We start from the raw sequence: 22508 nt of genomic DNA, 5'->3' as shown, positions 1-22508 counted from the left end.
AAATAGTTTTGTATTAATTATATTTTGACTAATAAAATTATGAAGCTCTAATAAATTTCATATTTTTGGGCCACTTTTAAACGACACGAGTTGATACAAACTTGATAAAAAGCATCGCTTATGAAAAAAATTACACTGTTATTATTATTATTTATTCTTGTTTCAGCATGCGGTGCTAAGCAAACCCAAAACTTATTAAACTCCGGAAATTACGACCAAGCAATTGACAATGCGGTATCTAATTTACGAACCAATAAAGATAAAAAAAGCAAACAAGATTATGTTTACTTGTTGGAAGAGGCTTTCGCCAAAGCAAAAGAACGCGATTTAAATGCCATAAATATGTTGGCAAAAGAGGCTAATCCTGCTCAATTGGAAAAAATGTACAATATTTATTTACAATTAAATTCCCGCCAGGAAAAATTAAAATCATTACTTCCATTAAAGTTACTTAAAGAAGGGAGAAATGCCATTTTCCCATTTGAAAATTACAACGATCAAATCATTGACAGCAAAAATGCCTTATCAGCCTATTTGTATGCAAATGCAAAAAAATTAATGGGAACTTCAGACAAAATGAATTACCGCAAAGCATATGATGATCTGGACTATTTAAATCAAATAACTCCAAATTATAAAAACGGGTTACAACTCATGGAGGAATCCAAATTTAAGGGATCTGATTATGTTTCGGTCTACACCAAAAACGAAACGAACATGATTATTCCGGTTCGCCTTCAAAATGATTTATTGGATTTCAGTACTTATGGTTTAAACGACAAATGGACGGTTTACCACAGTAACAAACAAAAAGGAATTGATTATGATTACGGAATGATCATCAATTTTAGACAAATTTATATTTCGCCGGAACAAATAAAAGAAAGAGAGTTTGTAAAAGAACGTGTAATTAAAGATGGTGTCAAAAAACTCATTGATGCCAACGGAAAAGAAGTACTAGACGAAAAAGGAAAAGTAGTGATGGTGGATAATATGAGAAATGCAACCGTACGCATTTATGAATTTCGACAGTTTAAATCCTGTCAAATTTCCGCTAAAATTGACTATATTAATTTTAGAAGTAATCAATTATTACAATCTTTCCCTTTAAGTAGCGAGTTTATTTTTGAAAATATTTACGCAACATACAAAGGGGATAAACGTGCCTCTGACGATAATTATTACTCCTATTTTGATAGAAGAGTGGTAACTTTTCCTAGTAGTGAACAGATGGTTTATGATACCGGAGAAGATTTAAAAGCAAAAATAAAGGATATTATCACCAGAAATAGATTTAGAAACTAATCCTATAAAACACATCCCATTTCATAAAACTCCTTGATATTTAAAGCTATCAAGGAGTTTTTTTGTTTAAAAAAAACCGATATATTCTCAAATAAACAGCATTTAATTTTAAACATATAAGTCATGTAAGTTAAAAAAATTAGTTTCTCAAATAGTGATTTAAAGGGAATTTAAGTTAAAATGTTCTTTGTAAGGCCATGTGGCTTTCTTTAAATGAACTTGTGATTTTACTTGATTTTATTCCAATTAAAAACTTATGTGACTTATATTTTTACAATAAACAGCGTTTAATTTTAAACATATAAATTAAAAAAATTAGTTTCTCAAATAGTGGTTTAAAGAGAATTTAAGTTAAAAGTGTTCTTTGTAAGGCTATGTGACTTTGCTTACATGAACTTATGGTTTTACTTGATTTTATTCCAATTAAAAACTTATATCACTTATATATTTACAACAATCAGCATTTAATTTTTAACATATAAGTTAAAAAAGAATAGTTTCTCAAATAGTGGTTTAATGGGAAATTCAGTTTAAATATTCTTTTTAAGACTAAGTGGTTTTCCTTTTATGAACTTATGGTTTTACTTGATTTTATTCCAATTAAAAACTTATATGACTTATATGTTTACAATAAACAGCGTTTAATTTTAAACCTATAAATTAAAAAAATTAGTTTCTCAAATAGTGATTTAAAGGGAATTTAAATTAAAAGTGTTCTTTGTAAGGCTATGTGACTTTGCTTACATGAACTTATGGTTTTACTTGATTTTATTCCAATTAAAAACTTATATGACTTATATGTTTCACCAATGTATTCTGTAAAGTGCTGTAATTTGTAGAATTAAATAAAAAATCAACAATCCATTAAAGTTTTGTTAGAAAAAATAAAAACAGTGCTGTGTTTTAAAATTATGTGTACTTTTGCACCAATGAATAAAACAAGTTTACATATAACTTCTTTGTCACGGACAAACAGACCTACCACTTCTCCCGAAGTACGGACACTATCCCTATAGTACCCAAAAGCTGTTTCGTATTTTATTCATTTTTCATTTTTTTAGTTTTGAAATCAACCTTATTTCCGATTGGATTAATACATCCAAAAAATACTATTTATTTATCACTATTGTATTGTAGTTCAATTTATTGCACCACAATCAACTATTTTAATAATGTATTTGAATTTGGCAAAATTGCATTTCAAAAACAAATTCAACAATCATTATATAACTCAAAAATTCAGCTTTTGAAATGAATATTTCTATCACTATAACTCAGGAAGAACATTATAAGTACTCGCAAGAAATATGCGATACCATAGAATTATCCGCATTATTGAGAGGTACGGGAATTGCTAAAAGAACTCCTGAGTACATCCAAAAAAAAATGGAAACCAAAGATGCAGTCCTCGCATTAGTCGACGGGAAATTTGCTGGCTTTTGCTATATCGAAAGTTGGCAACACGGGAAATTTGTGGCACATTCAGGATTAATCGTACATCCCGATTTTAGAAATCTAGGTTTAGCAAAAAAAATTAAATCATTTGTCTTTGATTATTCCTTGAAAAAATATCCTGATGCTAAGGTTTTTGGAATCACAACTGGCTTAGCAGTTATGAAAATCAACTCTGATTTGGGCTACAAACCAGTCCCTTTTTCAGAATTGACAACAGACCCAACATTTTGGGCCGGCTGTAAAACCTGCACCAATTTTGAAATTTTGCAAAGTAAAGACAACAAAATGTGTTTGTGTACCGGAATGCTTTATGATCCAAAAGAGAAACCGAAAGACCCACCAAAACATCCTTTTAATGTCAGAGTTTTAAACAGATTAAAATCAATTAAAGAAGCATTGTTCTTAAAAAAATAGATCCCCTCCCCAGCCCTCCCCGAAGGAGAGGGAGCCAAAGAGAGAAAAAAATACAAACAAAATCCCCCTTTGCCAGTTATGGCGCCCCCTTCGGAGGGGGTTGGGAGGAGAAAAAAAACAATAATATTATGAAAAAAGTTGTATTAGCTTATAGTGGAGGATTAGACACCTCCTATTGCCTAAAATATTTAAAAAATGAAAAAGGATACGAAGTTCACACAGTTTTAATCAATACCGGCGGATTCGATGACGAAGAATTAGCAGCAATTGAAGAAAGAGCCTACGAGTTAGGTAGTGCTAAACATGCTAACCTTACAATCGTAGATAAATATTACGACAAAGCCATTAAATATTTGATTTATGGAAATGTATTAAAAAACAATACCTATCCATTATCTGTAAGTGCAGAACGTGTTTTTCAAGCTATCGAAGCCATTAAATATGCAAAATCTGTAGGTGCCGAGGCAATTGCTCATGGAAGTACAGGTGCAGGAAATGACCAAATTCGTTTCGATTTAATTTTCCAAACCATCGCTCCCGAAATCGAAATTATCACTCCTATCCGTGATTTAAAATTATCAAGACAAGAGGAAGTAGATTATTTGTCTAAAAATGGAGTGCATTATTCTTGGGAAAAAGCACAATATTCCATCAACAAAGGACTGTGGGGAACCAGCGTTGGCGGTAAAGAAACTTTGACATCCAATCAAGCATTACCTAGCGAAGCGTACCCTTCGCAATTGCAAAAGACGGGCGAAGAGAAAGTAACACTAGCATTTGAAAAAGGAGAGCTAGTGGCTGTAAATGGAATAAAAGACAAACCTTCAGTTAATATTGTAACATTAGAAAAACTGGCCAATGCATACGCGATTGGTAGAGATATTCACGTGGGCGATACGATTATTGGAATCAAAGGAAGAGTTGGTTTTGAAGCCGCTGCACCTTTAATCATCATCAAAGCGCACCATTTATTAGAAAAACATACACTAGGTAAATGGCAACAATACTGGAAAGAACAATTAGGAAACTGGTACGGAATGTTGTTTCATGAAGGACAATTCTTAGATCCCGTAATGAGAAACATCGAGGCTTTCCTGGAGGATACACAAACCACGGTAAACGGAACGGTGATCGTTTCCTTGAAGCCGTATCACTTTACTTTGGACGGAATTGAGTCTGAAAATGATTTGATGAATACCGGTTTTGGACAGTATGGCGAGATGAATAACGCTTGGACAGCTGATGATGCCAAAGGATTTATCAAGATTCTGGGAAATGCACAAAACATATTTTCATCCGTAAATAAGGAAACTTACGAGTAACATTTAACGTTCTTTTTAAGGAGCAGAAATATTTTGCTCTTCAAGAACAACTGTCCCGCTTTCCGTTGCAATCTTTTCCTTTAAAAAAAGGAAAAGGATTTTCACTGCAATCGGGGCTACCATAGAAGTTTCGTTTTTAACAGAAACTTTTGCAAACTAGTTATCCCATTAAGCTGTAAAGTTTAATTAAGCTTAATGTCTCTTAATGGTTTAAATAAAATTTTAAAATTATGATTAATATTGGAATAATTGGCGGTTCAGGTTATACGGCTGGAGAGCTCATCAGAATATTGATGTTTCATCCCCATGCTACGCTGGATTTTGTGTACAGTACAACAAACGCCGGGAAACCGCTTCATGTGGCGCATCACGATTTGATGGGCGATATCGAAATGAACTTTACCGATACTGTGAATCCAAATGTGAATGTGGTTTTCTTGTGTTTGGGTCATGGTAAATCCAAATCGTTTTTAGAACAAAATCAATTTGCGAGCCATACTAAAATCATCGATTTAGGAAATGATTTCCGTTTGACAAAAGACAAAGATTTCGGCAGTAAATCGTTTATTTACGGTTTACCCGAATTGAACAAAGCAAGCATCAAAAATGCTCAGTTTATAGCCAATCCGGGTTGTTTTGCAACCGCGATTCAACTGGCGCTTTTACCTTTGGCGAAAGCCAAAATGCTTACAACAGATGTTCATATCAATGCCACAACTGGAAGTACAGGAGCGGGAGTTACGCCAGCAGAAACGACGCATTTTAGTTGGAGATCCAATAATATGTCGCATTACAAGGCTTTTGAACATCAACATTTGGGCGAAATAAACCAAAGTGTAAGCCAATTACAATCCGATTATACCAACGAATTGATTTTTTTACCCAACAGAGGTGATTTTGCCAGGGGAATATTCGCCACATTATACACCACAATCGAAGAAAGTTTAGAAGATATTGTTACAAAATATGAAGCTTTTTATCAAGAGCAACCTTTTGTAACCGTTACGACCACTGGAATCAATATGAAACAAGTGGTTCAAACCAATAAATGCATTATTAGTTTAATGAAAAAAGGAAACCGGTTACTGATTACCTCCGTAATTGATAATTTAACAAAAGGAGCCTCCGGACAAGCCATTCAAAATATGAATTTAATGTTTGGATTGGAAGAAACTACGGGATTGCATTTGAAACCATCTGGTTTCTAAAAAAAAATTATAAGATTGAAGGATTAAATGATTGAAAAATTATGAAATTTTGATTATCAAAATTTAAAAATTTAGACAATACTAAAATCTTTAAATTCTTCAATTTTTAAATCTTTAAATTTTAATACAATGAACTTATTTAACGTTTACCCTTTATACGATGTAACTCCTGTAAAAGGATTAGATTGCATCATTACAGACGATCAAGGCACAGAATATTTAGACCTTTACGGTGGTCATGCTGTTATTTCAGTAGGACATGCGCATCCCGAATATGTAGCCAAACTTAAAAACCAATTGGATCAGCTTGCATTTTATTCTAATGCGATTCAAAATCCCATTCAAGAAGAATTAGCAACCAAACTTGGTAAGCTTTCAGGCTGCGAAGATTATGACTTATTCCTGTGCAGCTCTGGTGCCGAAGCCAACGAAAATGCGTTAAAATTAGCTTCGTTTGTCAATGGAAAATCAAGAATAATAGCATTTAACAACTCTTTCCACGGAAGAACTTCGGCGGCAGTCGCTGTCACAGATAATGAAAAAATAAATGCGCCATTAAACAAGCAACAAATAGTTACCTTTTTACCATTTGATGATATTGAGGCCTTAGAAAATGAATTAAAAATAGGCGATGTATCCTCAGTTATAATCGAATCTATTCAAGGCGTTGGGGGATTAGATCAAGCTTCGACCCATTTTTTTCAAGCACTCGAAAAGTTGTGTAAAACGTATGATGTCGTTCTTATATTAGACGAGGTTCAAGCAGGATACGGAAGAACTGGCAAATTTTTTGGATTTCAACATCACAATATTAAACCAGATATTATTACCGTTGCAAAAGGAATGGGCAATGGTTTTCCTATTGGTGGCGTTCTAATTGGCAATCATATTCCGGCAGTTTACGGTATGCTTGGAACAACTTTTGGCGGGAATCATCTTTCTTGCGCTGCAGGGATAGCCGTTTTAGATATCATAGAAAAAGAAAATTTAATGGAAAATGCTATCGCAATTTCTGATTATTTTCAGGAACAAATAAAAAGCGTTCCCGAAGTTATTCAAGTAAAAGGAAGAGGATTAATGCTGGGCGTTGAATTTGATTTTGATGTGAGCGCCCTTCGTAAAAAAATGATTTTGGAGAAACATATTTTTACAGGTAGTGCTAGTAATAAAAACTTATTGAGAATCCTTCCACCATTGACAATCAAGAAAGAAGCGATTGATACTTTTATCATTGCTTTAAAAGAAAGTTTAGCAGAATTAAAATCATAATGCTCCGCAAAGTCTCCGACTTTGAGGATGTGAATAACGGTCTCTGACCGTCTAAAACAAAACAAAGGTTTTAAACCTTCAAGAAACATCATTCAAGTTAAAGACTTAGATGAGCTGATTTAGTTAATCCATTACGTGATTAGTTTGCGTGAGGGATAGAAGTGAAAATCCTTTTTGATTGATTGTAGCGATAGCGAAAATCAATCAAAAAGATTGCAACGAATAGCCCGACCCGACTTTTTTGGAGGGTCACGCCCAAATAAAAAAATAGACTATGAATACATTACTTTCGATCGAAAAACGAAATGCGGTTTTAAGCCTTATGGCGGAACTTCTTGAGCAAGAAAGAGCCGATCTTAAAACTATAAACCAGCTGGATTTAAGTAATTATTCCGGGGATGATTTGGCAATGGAAAAACGTCTATTAGTTGATGATGCTAAAATTGACGGAATGATTTTGTCCCTGCGACAATTAGCGAGTCAAGAAGACCCTATTGGTGTGGAGCGTTTTAATTTCGATCATGAAAACGGAATGAAAATCATAAATAAAACAGCCGCTTTTGGAACCATAATGATTATTTATGAATCCAGACCCGATGTGACTGTTGAAGCAGGTGGAATTGCCTTTAAATCTGGAAATAAAATTCTGTTGAAAGGCGGAAAAGAATCTTTACTATCCAACTTAAAGATTGTAGAATTGTGGCATCAAGCATTAAAAGCAAATAATGTTGCTACAACGTGGGTGGAATATTTGAATTACAATCGCGAAGAAACGCAGGCATTTTTAGAGAAACCAACGCAAAAAGTAGATTTAATTGTTCCGCGTGGTGGTGAGAAATTGATTGCTTTTGTTAAAAAACACGCCAACTGCCCGGTGATTATAAGTGGTCGAGGAAATAATTTTGTATATGTAAACGCTGAAGCTGATTTAGAACAAGCGCTCGCTATTATTATTAACGGAAAGACCTCAAACATATCCGTTTGCAATGCTTTAGATAAAGTTTTAATTGATACCAATATTGAAAATTGGGAAGCTTTTGCTACCAAAATAATTCAGGAATTACAACAAAGAAACGTAACCGTTTTAGGAGATAAAACAATTTCTAGCGCCACAAATGTTCCTGAGATCGAATCGGATTTAATTTGGCACGAAGAGTTTTTAGATTATAAAATTGTTATTGGAACAACCAATTCGGACCAAGAAGCGATTGACAAAATAAATAAATATTGTGGCGGACATTCGGCTTCGATAATCACAAAAAATGATGCAATTGCTCAGGAATTCATGGAAAACGTGGATACTGCAGCTGTCTATCAAAACGCCTCCACCCGATTCACTGATGGAGGACAATTTGGTTTAGGAGGAGAATTGGCAATAAGCACCGACAAATTACACCAACGTGGGCCTATTGGTTTGCAACATTTAGTTACTAATAAATGGTATATTTACGGAAATGGGCAAGTCAGGTGAAAGATTTTTGATTGAAGATTGAAAAGGTAAGAATACAGAATATTAACATAACACTTTGCGAACTTAGCGTTTATAAACGTTTAGTTTAAAATTAACTTTGCGCACTTTGCGGTTAAAAAAATGGCTAAAAAAAGAATTTTATTAAAGTTAGGTAGCAACACGTTAACCAAAGAAACCAATCATATTTCGAGAGGAAAGATTGAAGACATTGGAATGCAGATAGCTGCTTTACAAGACGATTACGAGTTTATCATTGTGAGTTCGGGTGCTATTGCCGCAGCCAAACAATTTGTAAAACTGGAAAATCAAGACAAAGATGTTTTTGTAAAACAGGCATTAGCTTCGATTGGTCAGCCTCATTTGATGCGGATTTATCATGAAAACTTCAGCGATTTAGGATTGCTGATTTCGCAGTGTTTGCTCTCTTATTCTGATTTTGAAAAAGAACAATCCAAGGTTAATATCGTAAACACAATCAATGTGCTGGTCAAGAACAATTATATTCCGATTATCAATGAAAATGATACTGTGGCAACAGATGAGATTCGGTTTGGTGACAACGATAAATTAGCCGCTTTAACGGCTGTATTATTAGATGTCGATATTCTGATTATCGCTACGAACACGAACGGGATTTACACCAAAGCCACCATCCATGATGCCATTCCTGAAACGATTTCTTTGGTAACCGATTTAAAAGTATTGGAAAAAGAGATTGGAGATTCTAAATCCTCGCACGGAACCGGCGGAATGCAATCTAAAATAGAAGCTTCGGCAATTGCTCAGAATGCAGCTATCGAAACCTGGATTGTCAATGGATTGGAAGATAATTTTATTTTGAATGCTTTAAAAAACGAAATACCTTTTACTAAAATTCTATAAAGAAGGAACACCGATAAAACGGATTCGCGTTGCGAAGACACCGATTAAACAGATTTTTAAAATGGATTTAAAACATAAAGAATTAACGGATGGAATTTTAAAAACTTTTTATGAAGTATATAATGAATTAGGATATGGCTTTTTAGAAAAAGTATATCAAAATTCAATGTATATAGAATTGAAAAATAAAGGATACAAAGTTGAAGCTCAAAACAAAATTAAAGTTTACTATAAGGGAACTGAAGTTGGCGAATATTACGCAGATTTGATAGTTGAAAATCTAGTGATATTAGAACTAAAGGCAGTTGATTACATTATAAAAGATTTTGAAAACCAAATTTTAAATTATTTAAGAAGCACCGATTGTGAAGTAGGGCTACTATTAAACTTTGGAAAGAAACCTGAATTTAGAAGGAAAATTTTTGAAAACAACAGAAAATAAAAAAGAATAAAAATCCGTTTTTATCCGTGTCTTCGCGATAGCGAATCCGTATAATCCGCGTTCTAAAACCTAAAATATAAAACAATGAACTTTACTTCCATACAAAACATAGATTTCCTTGACAAATGGGTAAAACAAGCCCTTAAAATCAAGAAAAAACCACTAAAAAACAAAAAACTAGGTAAAAACAAAACACTAGTAATGTTGTTTTTTAATTCTAGTTTAAGAACACGTTTGAGTACTCAAAAAGCGGCTATCAATTTAGGAATGAACGTGATGGTAATGAACTTTGGTAGCGAAGGCTGGACTTTGGAATATGAAGATGGGGCAATCATGAATCAAGGAGCTTCAGAACATATCAAAGAAGCAGCAGCTGTAGTTTCACAATACGCTGATATTATCGCTATCAGAGCTTTTGCAGGATTGACAGACAAGGAAAAAGACAATGCCGAAACGGTACTTTCTGGTTTTTTAAAACATGCTACGGTTCCAATTGTGAATATGGAAAGCGCTACAGGACATCCTTTACAATCCTTAGCAGATGCGATAACTATGGCTGAACACAAAACGCAACACCGACCAAAAGTAGTTTTGACTTGGGCACCACATCCTAGAGCATTACCTCAAGCTGTGCCCAATTCCTTTGTGGAAATGATGCAGTTACAAGATGCCGATTTTGTGATTACGCATCCCGAAGGCTACGAATTGAATCCTAAAATCACAAAAGATTCCAAGATTGAATACGATCAAGATAAAGCTTTTGAAAACGCTGATTTTATTTATGCGAAAAACTGGAGCAATTACAAGGAATATGGTCAAATTACAAATTCAGATCCAAATTGGACTGTTACCGCTGATAAAATGAAACTGACCAACAATGCCAAATTCATGCATTGTTTGCCAGTAAGACGTAATGTAATTGTCACCGATGAAGTCATTGACAGCGAAAACTCAATTGTTATAGAACAAGCCAACAATAGAACGTATGCTGCACAAGTAGTGTTGCAAAAAATATTGAAAAATGGAAAATAATAAATCGGTATCGATCATAAAAATTGGTGGAAACATTATTGATAATCCAACGGAATTATCACAATTTTTAACTGATTTTTCTGCAATTGAAGGGTATAAAATACTCGTTCATGGTGGCGGAAAATCAGCTACTAAAATGGCCGAAAGCATTGGTTTAGTGCCTCAAATGATTGATGGAAGGCGCATCACCGATGCCGCTATGCTGGATGTAGTTGTGATGATTTACGCAGGTCAAATTAACAAAAATATCGTTGCTCAATTACAAGCCAATTCCACAAATGCAATGGGATTTTCTGGTGCGGATGGAAATTTAATTCACTCGGATAAAAGAAACCATCCAACAATCGATTATGGTTTTGTTGGCGATGTCAAAAAAGTAAACACTAACTTGTTAGAAACCTTACTTTCAAATGGAATCGTTCCCGTATTTTGCGCCATAACACACGATGGAAAAGGACAATTATTAAATACAAATGCAGATACTATTGCCAGCGAATTAGCGATTGCTTTATCGGATGTTTTTGATGTTACTTTGAATTATTGCTTTGAAAAACCCGGCGTTTTATTTGATGCCGAAGATGATTCTTCCGTGATCGAAAACATCAATCAAGAATTGTATTCCAAATTAAAAGCCGAAAAAGCGATACATTCCGGCATGATTCCTAAATTAGACAACTGTTTCAATAGTTTGTCCAAAGGAGTTCAAAAAATAAAAATTGGTCATCACAGGATGTTACAAAACGATGAAGTAATTTGCACGACAATTCAATTGTAACAAAACTCTTTTTGAACCATATAAGAAATATAAGAGCATATAAGTATCCTAAAATCTTAAATGACCTTATATTCCTTATATGGTAAATTATAAAAATTAATTCGTGAATTAGTGGCGAAAAAAATATGAAAAACATACAAACCTTAACACAAGAAGCCATTGCGCTATTAAAAGCACTGATTGAAACGCCTTCCTTTTCAAGTGAAGAAGATAAAACAGCACTTTTAATCGAAAATTGGTTTACACAAAATAATATCCCTTTCGAAAGAGAAAATAATAATGTTTGGGCTTTCAATAAACATTTTGACGCCAACAAACCTACGCTTTTACTCAATTCGCACCACGATACCGTAAAACCAAACCAAGGTTACACTAACGATCCTTTTAAAGCCATCGAAAAAGACGGCAAACTATTTGGACTTGGAAGCAATGATGCTGGCGGTTGTTTGGTTTCGCTTTTAGCGACTTTTGTTTATTTTTATCCGAATGAAAATTTGCCTTACAATATCGTGATGGTCGCTTCAGCCGAAGAAGAAAGCAGCGGAAAAAACGGGTTGAACAGCGTTTTAAAACACCTACCAGAACTAGAATGTGCTATTGTTGGTGAACCAACATTAATGCAATTGGCAGTAGCCGAAAAAGGCTTATTGGTACTCGATGTTATCGTAAAAGGTACTGCCAGTCACGCCGCACACAACAATCCGGACAATCCTATTTATAATGCGATACCTGTTATGGAATGGTTTAACAGCTATCAATTCGAAAAAATATCAGAAGTTTTAGGTCCCGTAAAAATGACGGTAACACAGGTTTCTGCAGGAAAACAACACAATGTAGTTCCTGCCGAATGTCATTTGGTTGTCGATATCAGAGTAAATGATTGCTACAACAATCAAGAAATTTTAGATACCGTAAGGAAACATTTGACTGCCGAAGTCAATCCGCGTTCGATGCATTTAAACGCGTCTTCGATTCCAGTTGCACACGGATTAGTACAAGCCGGAATCGCACTCGGAAGAACCACATACGGCTCTCCTACCCTTTCTGATCAATCCGTTTTGAGTTGTCAATCCTTAAAATTAGGACCTGGAGAAACCCTGCGGTCACACTCAGCAGACGAATTTATATTTATAAACGAAATAGAAGAAGGAATTGAGTTGTATATCAAAATACTAACTGATTTTTTCAAACAATAAAATAATTTGGATTTATCCTGAGTATTTTCAGGAGCTAATCCCGCTATACGTTGCAATCTTTTATTTTTTAAAGAAAAAAATAAAAGGATTTCCACTGCTATCGGGGCTAGTAAAACGATTCCTAGAGATTATTCGAGTTTCAACACAAAACTTGAAACTTTAAACCTGAAACAAAAAAACAATATGAAACTTTGGGAAAAAGGAATACCAACCGATAAGCAAATCGAACATTTTACCGTTGGAAACGACAGAGAACTGGATTTAGTTCTGGCCAAATATGATGCATTAGGTTCTATTGCACATGCTAAAATGCTTGGCCAAATTGGGCTTTTAACAGACTCCGAAACCGTTTCTTTAGTTTTGGCTTTGGAAGAAATTATAAAAGATGCCGAAAATGGAAATTTCGAAATCGAAGACAGTTTTGAAGACGTACATTCTAAAATCGAATATTTACTAACAGTAAAACTAGGTGACGCCGGAAAAAAAATCCACACGGCCCGTTCCCGTAACGACCAAGTTTTGGTGGACGTTAACTTGTATCTAAAAGACGTTGTAAAAGATTTGAAAGAGCAAGTAAAAAGCCTTTTTGATTTGCTAATGGAATCAGCCGAAAAACATCAAAATGTTTTATTGCCGGGTTATACGCATCTGCAAATTGCAATGCCATCTTCTTTCGGAATGTGGTTTTCTGCTTATGCTGAAACTTTGATTGACGATGTAACGATGCTAAATGCCGCTTTGAAAATCGTAGACCAAAATCCATTGGGTTCAGCTGCAGGATACGGAAGTTCGTTTCCTATCAACAGAACATTCACGACAGAAGAATTAGGTTTTGAAACCTTAAAATTCAATTCGGTTGCCGCACAAATGAGCCGTGGAAAATCAGAAAAAACGGTTGCTTTTGCGATGAGCAGTGTGGCTGCAACTTTGGCTAAATTCTCGATGGATGTTTGTTTGTATATGAGCCAGAATTTTGATTTTATCACTTTGCCTTCGCATCTTACAACAGGTTCGAGTATTATGCCACACAAAAAAAACCCGGATGTTTTTGAGTTAATTAGAGGAAAATGCAATAAGATTCAAGCGTTGCCTTACGAAATTACGTTGATTACAAACAATCTTCCAAGTGGCTATCACAGAGATTTACAACTTTTGAAAGAAGGACTGTTTCCTGCGATTCAAAACTTGAAAGCATGTTTGGATATTGCGATTTTTGCCATCAAGGACATTAAGGTAAAAGAACACATCTTGGACGATAAAAAATATGATTATTTGTTTACGGTAGATTCTTTAAACGAAATGGTGGTTGCCGGAATGCCGTTTAGAGACGCCTACAAAGCCGTTGCAGAACAACTGGAAAATGGCACTTTTAAATCTCCAAAAGAAACCAAACATACACACGAAGGAAGTATAAATAATTTGTGTTTGGATGAAATTAAAGCAAAAATGAAGCAAACATTTTAAATAATACAACGCTACTACCAACACAACTACTTTTAAAATCCATTCTTAACCGAATGGATTTTTTTTTCAATTTCACCAAGTAAAACTGATTATAAAAAATTGATGAATATTACATATATTTGTTTACTAGCTCTTTAAAAACTCTCTATGAACCGTTTCCAAGAACAAAAAACTCAGGAACTTTTTGACCAAAATGTAATAACTGCAACCCAACTCACCCAAGTAAAAGCCTATAGAAACTTGGGGATTTTTTCGCTTCATACAGAGCTGAAGTTATTTCTCTACCTTTCTATAATTTCGTTTACAACAGGAATCGGAATATTAATTTATCAAAACATAGACACGATTGGTCATGTCGTAATTTTAGCAATTATACTTGCAGGAACTGTTGTTTGCTACTATCTCAGTTTCAAGAAAGCAAACGGTTTTCGAAAAGAGGAAACTAATTTTGAAGACCCTATTTATGATTACATTATTCTGACTGCTTTGTTGCTTACTTGCGTTTTTATAGGGTATTTGCAATTTCAATATACTGCTTTTGGCACGCATTACGGATTAGCAACACTTATCCCTACCATCATCGGATTATTTTGTGCCTATTATTTTGATAATAAAAGTATCCTATCTATTGCTATAACTGGTCTCGCCGCTTATATTGGTTTATCCGTAAGTCCGCAAACGTTGCTTAACAATGACTTTTATGACTCAAATACTTTAAGTTACTCGGCTATTGGTCTGGGAATGGCGCTTATTCTGTGGGCGATTTATAGCAACCAAATTGGCTTGAAAAAGCATTTCACATTAGTGTACCTTACTTTTGGATTGCATCTTATTGGGATTTCGTGCATCAATAACTTATCCCAACCTTTTTGGTTTGTATTTTTTATTATTTTAGCTAGTAGTTCCATTTATTTTTACAAAGCAAGCTATCAATTTCAAGCCGTTTCACTTTTTATATTTTCCATTATATATGCTTATATTGGTGTTACTATTTTAATTATTAAAATTGTATCAGCTATTGATTTCAGTGATTTTATTTCACTATTCTTCTTTGTAGTTCCACTCTATTTTATTGGTTCCATCATCTTTTTTATCAAACTTGTAAAGCAATTTAATATCCAGAAAAATAATGATAGTCTACGATAAAACAACCTTACAAAATAAAGCCCTACTTGATGAAGCGCAGTCGTTGCAAAAGGCAGGTTTTATAGCCCTAGAACAGTACCAATCTTTTGAAAAAAAATTAATTGTACTCAAAACACACGACAACTTACTTATTAGAGCACTGTTTTTTATTCTGGGAGCGTTCTTGTATTCCTCACTATGCGGCTTCGTTACATTAACTACCTTGGAGACATTAAATGAAAATTATGAATACTTAGTTTTTTTCTTTGCTCTTATTGGATTTGTTGGTGCCGAAATTCTTGCCCAATCTAAGTTTTATGGTCATGGTTTAGATGATGCCTTTATTTTAGGATCACAACTCACTTTTGCATTCGCTATTGGAATTGCATCAAACAGCAACGAACTATTAATTGCCGCTTTAGTAACAATAACAGCAGTCTTAAGCTACCTACGATATTTACACCTATCGATGGCATTATTATTTTGCATGGCCTTTACTGCTACCTTAATTTTCGGGATACTAGAATTGGATGAAAGCATTCACCCTTTTTTACCATTCCTCATGATGTCTTTTGCAGCAGCATTATATTTTGGCAGCAAAACGACGATGCAAAAATTAACTGCTCCCTTTTATTTAAACGGACTTTTGCTAGCAAAGAATTTCGCTTTAATCCTCTTTTACTTTTCTGGAAATTATTTAGTAGTACGAGAACTTTCAATTCAGTTATTACAGCAAGATGTGAAGCCTGGAACTGATATTCCATTTGCCTTACTATTTTATGCTTTTACCTTTATAGTCCCAGCAGCTTTTTTATTTTTTGCTTTAGTAAAAAAAGACCGTATTCTACTTTGGATTGGATTACTAACTTTGTGCTTCTCCGTTTATACCATCCGCTTTTACTATGCAATAATGCCTATTGAGATTGCCCTAACCATTTGGGGAGCCCTAATATTTGCATTGACACTTATTGCCATAAAAAAATTAAAAAACAAGGAAACCGGAATCACCTTCCAACCCGATCGATTTACTAAAACAAACGCTTTCTTGAATGCCGAGATACTCATTGCATCGCAAATGGGCGGCATTAAACCCGAAGTTACAATCGAGTCTCCAATGGATTTTGGTGGTGGTGGTTTTAGCGGTGGAGGTTCTGATGGAAGTTTTTGAACCAAAAAAAATCCTGAATTCACATTAAATAAATGAATTCAGGATTCTATTTTCAATTCTCTCTCGACAAAAATTAGACTTTCGTCCCCAATTCCTCCGCATCAATATCACTATGTGAAACGTTATAAATTGCTTTTCCTTCTTTGATCAAAATCAATTGTGGTGATTGATGATACACTCCAAAACGAGTTGCAATTTCATTAGAAATATCACGATGTGCTATTAAATCTAAAAAATAAGGCGTAACTTTATCTGAGCTATCAAACTCATTTTCAAACTGTTTCAGCGCCATCCTACTCACACTGCAACGCGTACTGTGTTTGAAAATAGCAACTGCCTTTTCATTTGAAAGAGCTATTATTTCATTTAGCTGACCCAAATCGGTTAGTTCATTCCAGTTGATCTTGTTTTCGTTTGATTCTTTATCGTCTGAACCTGTAAACATATTTTTAAAAAAACTCATAATTGTCTTGTTTTAAGACATTTTGACTTTAAAACATGATATAAATCATGAAATTTCTGTCAATTTGTCTGTATTATTGTATTGGAATATAAATTGAATATCGATGTACAAAGTTAGTCAAATAACCACAAAACATATAGCATCATGAACATAAATAAATTCACCATCAAATCCCAGGAAGCGATTCAGCTTTCGCAACAATTGGCGCAAAGCCAAGGACAGCAACAAATAGAAAATGAACATATTTTCAAGGCTATTTTTGAAGTTGATGAAAATGTGGCGCCTTTTATTTTGAAAAAATTAAACGTAAATGTGCCTTTATTTCTTCAAATATTGGACAGCACGATTCAAAGTTTTCCAAAAGTTTCCGGTGGCGAAATCATGCTTTCGAGAACCGCAAACACAACGCTGAACGAAGCTGAAATTATCGCCAAGAAAATGAATGACGAATTCGTTTCGGTAGAGCATTTAATTTTAGCGATTTTTGATTCTAAAACCAAAGCTGCCCAAATATTAAAAGATCAAGGCGTAACCGGAAAAGGATTGAAAGCTGCCATTGAAGAATTGCGAAAAGGAGAACGAGTAACCTCTGCCTCTGCTGAGGAAACATACAATTCATTAAATAAATACGCCAAAAACCTAAACGAATTGGCTCGCGCCGGAAAACTAGATCCTGTTATTGGTCGTGACGAGGAAATACGCAGGGTGTTGCAAATTCTAACGCGTCGTACTAAAAACAACCCAATGTTAGTGGGCGAACCTGGCGTAGGTAAAACCGCTATCGCTGAAGGATTAGCACACAGAATAGTTGACGGTGATGTTCCTGACAATTTGAAAGACAAAATCGTATTTTCCCTTGATATGGGAGCGTTAATTGCTGGAGCCAAGTACAAAGGAGAATTTGAAGAACGCCTGAAATCCGTAGTTAAAGAAGTAACTGCTGCCGAAGGTGATATTGTTTTATTCATTGACGAAATTCATACACTCGTTGGTGCTGGTGGTGGCGAAGGCGCTATGGATGCTGCCAATATTTTAAAACCAGCTTTGGCTCGTGGAGAATTGCGCGCGATTGGAGCAACCACATTGGACGAATATCAAAAATATTTTGAAAAAGACAAGGCACTCGAAAGACGTTTCCAAAAAATAATGGTCGAAGAACCAGATACCGAAAGTGCGATTTCGATTTTGCGTGGAATCAAAGAAAAATACGAAACACACCATAAAGTCCAAATCAAAGACGACGCTATAATTGCGGCTGTCGAATTATCGCAACGTTATATTACAAACCGTTTTCTTCCGGACAAAGCCATCGATTTAATGGATGAGGCGGCTTCAAAACTGCGCATGGAAATCAACTCAAAACCCGAAGAATTAGATGTTTTGGATCGAAAAATCATGCAGTTGGAGATTGAAATTGAAGCCATTAAACGAGAAAAAGACGAAAGCAAACTCAAAATTTTGGGAATGGATTTGGCCAACCTCAAAGAAGATCGCAACGAAATCTACGCCAAATGGAAAACAGAGAAAGATGTCGTTGATAACATTCAAGCCGTAAAAACGGAGATTGAAGACTTTAAATACGAAGCGGAACGTGCCGAACGTGATGGCGATTACGGAAAAGTAGCCGAAATCCGTTACGGTAAAATCAAGGAAGCACAAGAAAAATTAGCGGTCTATACCAAACAACTGCAAGAAAACCAATCGGGTACCTCCTTAATAAAAGAAGAAGTTACCCGCGAAGATATTGCCGAAGTAGTAGCAAAATGGACTGGAATTCCAGTGATGAAAATGCTACAAGGTGAACGTGAAAAATTATTAAAACTGGAAGATGAATTGCATCTTAGAGTCGTAGGACAGGAAGAAGCCATTCAAGCTGTAAGTGATGCGGTGCGCAGAAGCCGTGCGGGATTACAGGACATGAAAAAACCGGTGGGAACCTTTCTTTTTCTCGGAACAACGGGAGTTGGTAAAACCGAATTGGCGAAAGCCTTAGCGGAATACTTGTTTGATGATGAAAATGCAATGACCCGAATTGACATGAGTGAATACCAAGAACGCCACAGCGTAAGCCGTTTGGTAGGTGCGCCTCCGGGATATGTAGGTTATGATGAAGGCGGGCAATTGACCGAAGCCGTTCGTAGAAAACCGTATTCTGTAATCTTATTAGATGAAATCGAAAAAGCGCATCCAGACACGTTCAACATCTTGTTACAAGTATTAGATGAAGGACGCTTGACAGACAACAAAGGGCGTTTGGCCGACTTTAAAAACACGATTATCATCATGACTTCGAATATGGGAAGTCAGATTATTCAAGATAAATTTGATAATTTAAAAGGAAGTGTAGAAGCCGCCACTGAAGTTGCCAAAATAGAAGTACTAGCTTTATTGAAGCAAACAGTACGTCCAGAATTCATCAATCGTATTGACGAAATCGTAATGTTTACGCCGCTCACAACAGAAAATATCTCAAAAATTGTAGGGCTTCAACTCAAAAGTGTGACTAAAATGCTCGCACTCCAGGGCATCACAATGGACGCAACTCCAGAAGCTATTGCCTATTTATCGGAGAAAGGATATGATCCGCAATTTGGCGCCAGACCAGTTAAAAGAGTCATACAAAGAGAAGTATTAAATGAACTTTCAAAAGAAATTCTGTCCGGCAAAATAACGACGGAAAGCATTGTTTTGATAGACGCCTTTGATGGGAAATTGGTTTTTAGGAATCAAAGTGAGTTAGCGCATTAATCCAATGTTTTTTACTTAAAATCTTTGCTGATTTTTTGAACTTTGGCAAAGCACTGAAAAAGCACCAGTTAAAATCTGGTGCTTTATTTTTGAGGTCGCGTTTCATATTTTAAATAGGAAATAATCCTTCCCGCAGTCCGGAGTATCTTTTGTAAATAAAAAATACCACGAACTACGAGATGAGATCGAAACGTCCATGCCATGTCGAGAAAACCTTATATTAGGTAATAGATTTTAATTACTTGGCATGTTATTAGAAAATGAGGACGAAAAAATATATTTAAACCAAATACTTAAGAAGTGTCTAAATTGAAATTGACTGGTAAGTAGGCAGCATATTACGCAATATTAAAAAAATATCATTTTTTTCTTTCGATTATACAGAATGTACTAAAATAGCATGTGAGAATGTAAACAGTGAAATCAAGAATATAAAAACTGACCTTTACAGATCTTCCCTGAAAATTAAAAAGGAACTATTTTATATTTCAACCTAAAGTAGAATTCGGGCTTTACAAGTCCAAATGGATCCGTTAAGAGTCTTTATATTTAAAAATAAGTTAAACTTACAATTCAGGCATTTTTATAAATGAAGATGAAATTGAAAAAACTATTCAAACAAAAGTATTAATTGATTTGTTTAAATTTAAGTTGAAAATTACTACAAATAGCTAGAATCATTCATTTAATTAAAAGACAGCCAATCTTTATTTATTAAAATAAAACAAGAAAATTTCACCATGGCTATTAAAAATACTAAAAATTAATAGCAAACAAACCAATAGAAACGAACAGCCTTAAAGCAGCTTTCACTACCTCCTTAATTAGAGATTTACTTATAACTGACTAAAAAAATATTTGTCACGAGACAGTAATGAGTGAAAATTCTAAACTACAAGAATTAGATAAATCAAAGAGATGGCATTTAAATCGTATCGCTGTTTTACTTGTATTGATTATAAAAAAAATTTGGTCGTGTAAAACTTAGAGTTTCATAAGGGGATCATAAAGTAAACATTGATTGAATTAAAAAAAGGTATTTAAAACATTGTTAATAAAACTTAATTGTTTGATAATTAAGAAAAAAAATACGTTTACTAGCCAAAGCATATCAAGGAATTCATTCAAACTTCACATGGGAAATCTTAGATTTTGGTTTTAGGAACATTTTTACAATAAATTTGATTTCTAATAAATATTTGTTGTCAGACATTAAAAATTAATACTATATCTAAATAAAAAACTAAATGTGCCTATCGTAAATTAAACAAATCCTAAAATCTGATTTCGCTTATACTTTCTTTTCTTTTTTACTAACTTTGAGGAAACTAAAAAATCTAATTAATGAAACCAACCTCAATTCTCTATTTGTTTCTACTTGTATTCATTTCTCATACCAATTACGCACAAACCACAGTCGATGATCCTGAAATAAAAAAAATGGTGGCCGAAGTAAAATCGGAAAATATGGAAGCTACGGTTCGCAAACTAGTATCTTTTGGAACCCGACACACATTGAGCGACACCAAAAGTAATACGCGAGGCATTGGCGCAGCACAGCGCTGGGTAAAATCCGAATTTGATAAATATGCTTTGGCATCTGGCGGAAGACTGACCTCTGTTATTGATTTTTTTACCATCAAAGCGGATGGAAGACGTATTGCCAACGACAGCCAGTTAGGGAATGTTATGGCGACCTTAAAAGGAACTGATCCTACAGATGATCGTGTGATGATAATCAGCGGTCACTTAGACTCAAGAGCTTCTGATGTTATGGATGCTAAATCAGATGCGCCTGGTGCAAATGATGATGCTTCCGGAGTAGCCGCCATGATGGAACTAGCCCGAATAATGAGCCAAAGAGAATTTCCTTTTACCTTAATTTTTGTAGCAGTAGTTGGCGAAGAGCAAGGATTATACGGAGCTAAACATTTAGCAGATGTTGCCAAAGAAGGGAAATGGAATGTTATTGCGATGATCAATAATGACATGATTGGAAACAGTTTGTCTAGTGGAACATTATTGCGAGACAATACTAAAGTTCGTGTTTTTAGTGAAACAATTCCATTTTTAGAAACGGAAGCCGAATCAAAAATGCGTAAATCAACCAATCGTGATAATGACAGTCCATCGAGACAATTGGCTCGATACATCAAAACGGTGACCAATCAATATGTAGAACAATTAGACATTAATTTAGTGTATCGCAACGACCGTTTCTTGCGTGGTGGCGACCATACACCTTTCAGTCAAAATGGATTTACAGCGATTCGTTTTTGCGAAATGAACGAAAACTTTGATCACCAACATCAAGATGTTAGAAAAGAAAACAACATCCAATATGGTGATCTTGCAGAGTTTATGGACTTTGAATACATGAAGAAAGTAACCTGTTCTAACTTAGCTACTTTCAGCAATTTAGCGTGGTCATCAAAAGCACCGACAAACGTAGGAATTGAGATAAAAGACCTTACTAATTTTTCTACTTTAGTTTGGACTGCACCTGAAGGAAAATCGGTTTACGGATATAATATTCTTATCAGAGAAACATCATCGCAACATTGGGAAAAAACAATTTTTGTAAAAGACACTAAAGCTGAAATTCCGTATTCGAAAGACAATTTTTTCTTTGCTGTTCAATCGGTTGATGTATTAGGACATTCTAGTTTACCGGTTTTTCCAGTGCCAATTCGTTAAAATACTAGCAGATTTTAAACCATTGAGACATTTAAGAAATTAAGTTTTTCTTACTGAATCTTAATTTTAATG

17 protein-coding genes are annotated in these 22508 nt (G+C 34.7%); 16 read left to right on the top strand and 1 reads right to left on the bottom strand.

The features are described 5' to 3' along the window. Positions 1-120: 120 nt before the first annotated feature. The 14 genes from E0F91_RS02920 (at position 121) to E0F91_RS02855 (ending at position 16528) form a co-directional block, all read left to right on the top strand. The gene (locus tag E0F91_RS02920) at positions 121-1305 is read left to right on the top strand and encodes a hypothetical protein (RefSeq protein ID WP_132064854.1); all 1185 of its coding nucleotides are present in this window, start codon (positions 121-123) and stop codon (positions 1303-1305) included. 1251 nt (positions 1306-2556) lie between these two features. After that, on the top strand, positions 2557-3174 hold the full coding sequence (locus E0F91_RS02915; RefSeq protein ID WP_132064853.1) for a GNAT family N-acetyltransferase: 618 nt from the start codon (positions 2557-2559) through the stop codon (positions 3172-3174). 128 nt (positions 3175-3302) lie between these two features. Further along, on the top strand, positions 3303-4496 hold the full coding sequence (locus E0F91_RS02910) for an argininosuccinate synthase (RefSeq protein WP_132064852.1): 1194 nt from the start codon (positions 3303-3305) through the stop codon (positions 4494-4496). 230 nt (positions 4497-4726) lie between these two features. Next, a complete protein-coding gene (gene argC / locus E0F91_RS02905; protein ID WP_132064851.1) occupies positions 4727-5704 on the top strand; it encodes an N-acetyl-gamma-glutamyl-phosphate reductase in 978 nt (325 codons plus the stop codon). A 129-nt stretch (positions 5705-5833) separates the two neighbouring features. Then, positions 5834-6973, top strand: a complete 1140-nt coding sequence (locus E0F91_RS02900) for an aspartate aminotransferase family protein (protein WP_132064850.1) — start codon at positions 5834-5836, stop codon at positions 6971-6973. Between the two features lie 274 nt (positions 6974-7247). Then, entirely contained in the window at positions 7248-8444 is a 1197-nt protein-coding gene (locus E0F91_RS02895; RefSeq protein ID WP_132064849.1) for a glutamate-5-semialdehyde dehydrogenase, read from the top strand. Positions 8445-8564: 120 nt separating this feature from the next. Then, on the top strand, positions 8565-9326 hold the full coding sequence (gene proB / locus E0F91_RS02890; RefSeq protein ID WP_132064848.1) for a glutamate 5-kinase: 762 nt from the start codon (positions 8565-8567) through the stop codon (positions 9324-9326). A gap of 61 nt (positions 9327-9387) precedes the next feature. Next, complete coding sequence (locus E0F91_RS02885) at positions 9388-9768, top strand: GxxExxY protein (protein WP_132064847.1); 381 nt, start codon at positions 9388-9390, stop codon at positions 9766-9768. Between the two features lie 84 nt (positions 9769-9852). Further along, entirely contained in the window at positions 9853-10800 is a 948-nt protein-coding gene (locus E0F91_RS02880; protein ID WP_132064846.1) for an N-acetylornithine carbamoyltransferase, read from the top strand. After that, a complete protein-coding gene (gene argB / locus E0F91_RS02875; protein WP_132064845.1) occupies positions 10790-11575 on the top strand; it encodes an acetylglutamate kinase in 786 nt (261 codons plus the stop codon). The genes E0F91_RS02880 and argB overlap by 11 nt, the downstream gene beginning before the upstream one ends. A gap of 125 nt (positions 11576-11700) precedes the next feature. Continuing rightward, on the top strand, positions 11701-12771 hold the full coding sequence (locus E0F91_RS02870) for a M20 family metallo-hydrolase (protein ID WP_132064844.1): 1071 nt from the start codon (positions 11701-11703) through the stop codon (positions 12769-12771). Positions 12772-12954: 183 nt separating this feature from the next. Beyond that, positions 12955-14235, top strand: a complete 1281-nt coding sequence (gene argH / locus E0F91_RS02865; protein WP_132064843.1) for an argininosuccinate lyase — start codon at positions 12955-12957, stop codon at positions 14233-14235. Positions 14236-14382: 147 nt separating this feature from the next. After that, complete coding sequence (locus E0F91_RS02860) at positions 14383-15381, top strand: DUF2157 domain-containing protein (RefSeq protein WP_132064842.1); 999 nt, start codon at positions 14383-14385, stop codon at positions 15379-15381. Further along, positions 15365-16528 carry a hypothetical protein gene (locus E0F91_RS02855; RefSeq protein ID WP_132064841.1) on the top strand — a complete coding sequence of 388 codons (1164 nt, stop codon included), beginning with the start codon at positions 15365-15367 and terminating at the stop codon, positions 16526-16528. The genes E0F91_RS02860 and E0F91_RS02855 overlap by 17 nt, the downstream gene beginning before the upstream one ends. A 73-nt stretch (positions 16529-16601) precedes the next feature. Here E0F91_RS02855 and ytxJ read toward each other — a convergent pair whose 3' ends face one another. Then, positions 16602-16991 carry a bacillithiol system redox-active protein YtxJ gene (ytxJ, locus tag E0F91_RS02850; RefSeq protein WP_132064840.1) on the bottom strand — a complete coding sequence of 130 codons (390 nt, stop codon included), beginning with the start codon at positions 16989-16991 and terminating at the stop codon, positions 16602-16604. Between the two features lie 144 nt (positions 16992-17135). On the opposite strand from ytxJ, the gene clpB reads away from it, so the two are divergent. Both clpB and E0F91_RS02840 read left to right on the top strand, forming a co-directional pair. Continuing rightward, complete coding sequence (clpB, locus tag E0F91_RS02845) at positions 17136-19739, top strand: ATP-dependent chaperone ClpB (RefSeq protein WP_132064839.1); 2604 nt, start codon at positions 17136-17138, stop codon at positions 19737-19739. Between the two features lie 1344 nt (positions 19740-21083). Further along, positions 21084-22436, top strand: coding sequence for a M20/M25/M40 family metallo-hydrolase (locus E0F91_RS02840; RefSeq protein ID WP_132064838.1), 1353 nt, complete (start codon positions 21084-21086; stop codon positions 22434-22436). Positions 22437-22508: the final 72 nt, after the last annotated feature.

This window comes from Flavobacterium sandaracinum (assembly GCF_004349135.1).
In the GTDB taxonomy this organism is placed as follows: domain Bacteria; phylum Bacteroidota; class Bacteroidia; order Flavobacteriales; family Flavobacteriaceae; genus Flavobacterium; species Flavobacterium sandaracinum.
Note: the sequence above shows the minus strand (reverse complement) of the source record. Positions and strands in the feature narration are given on the sequence as shown.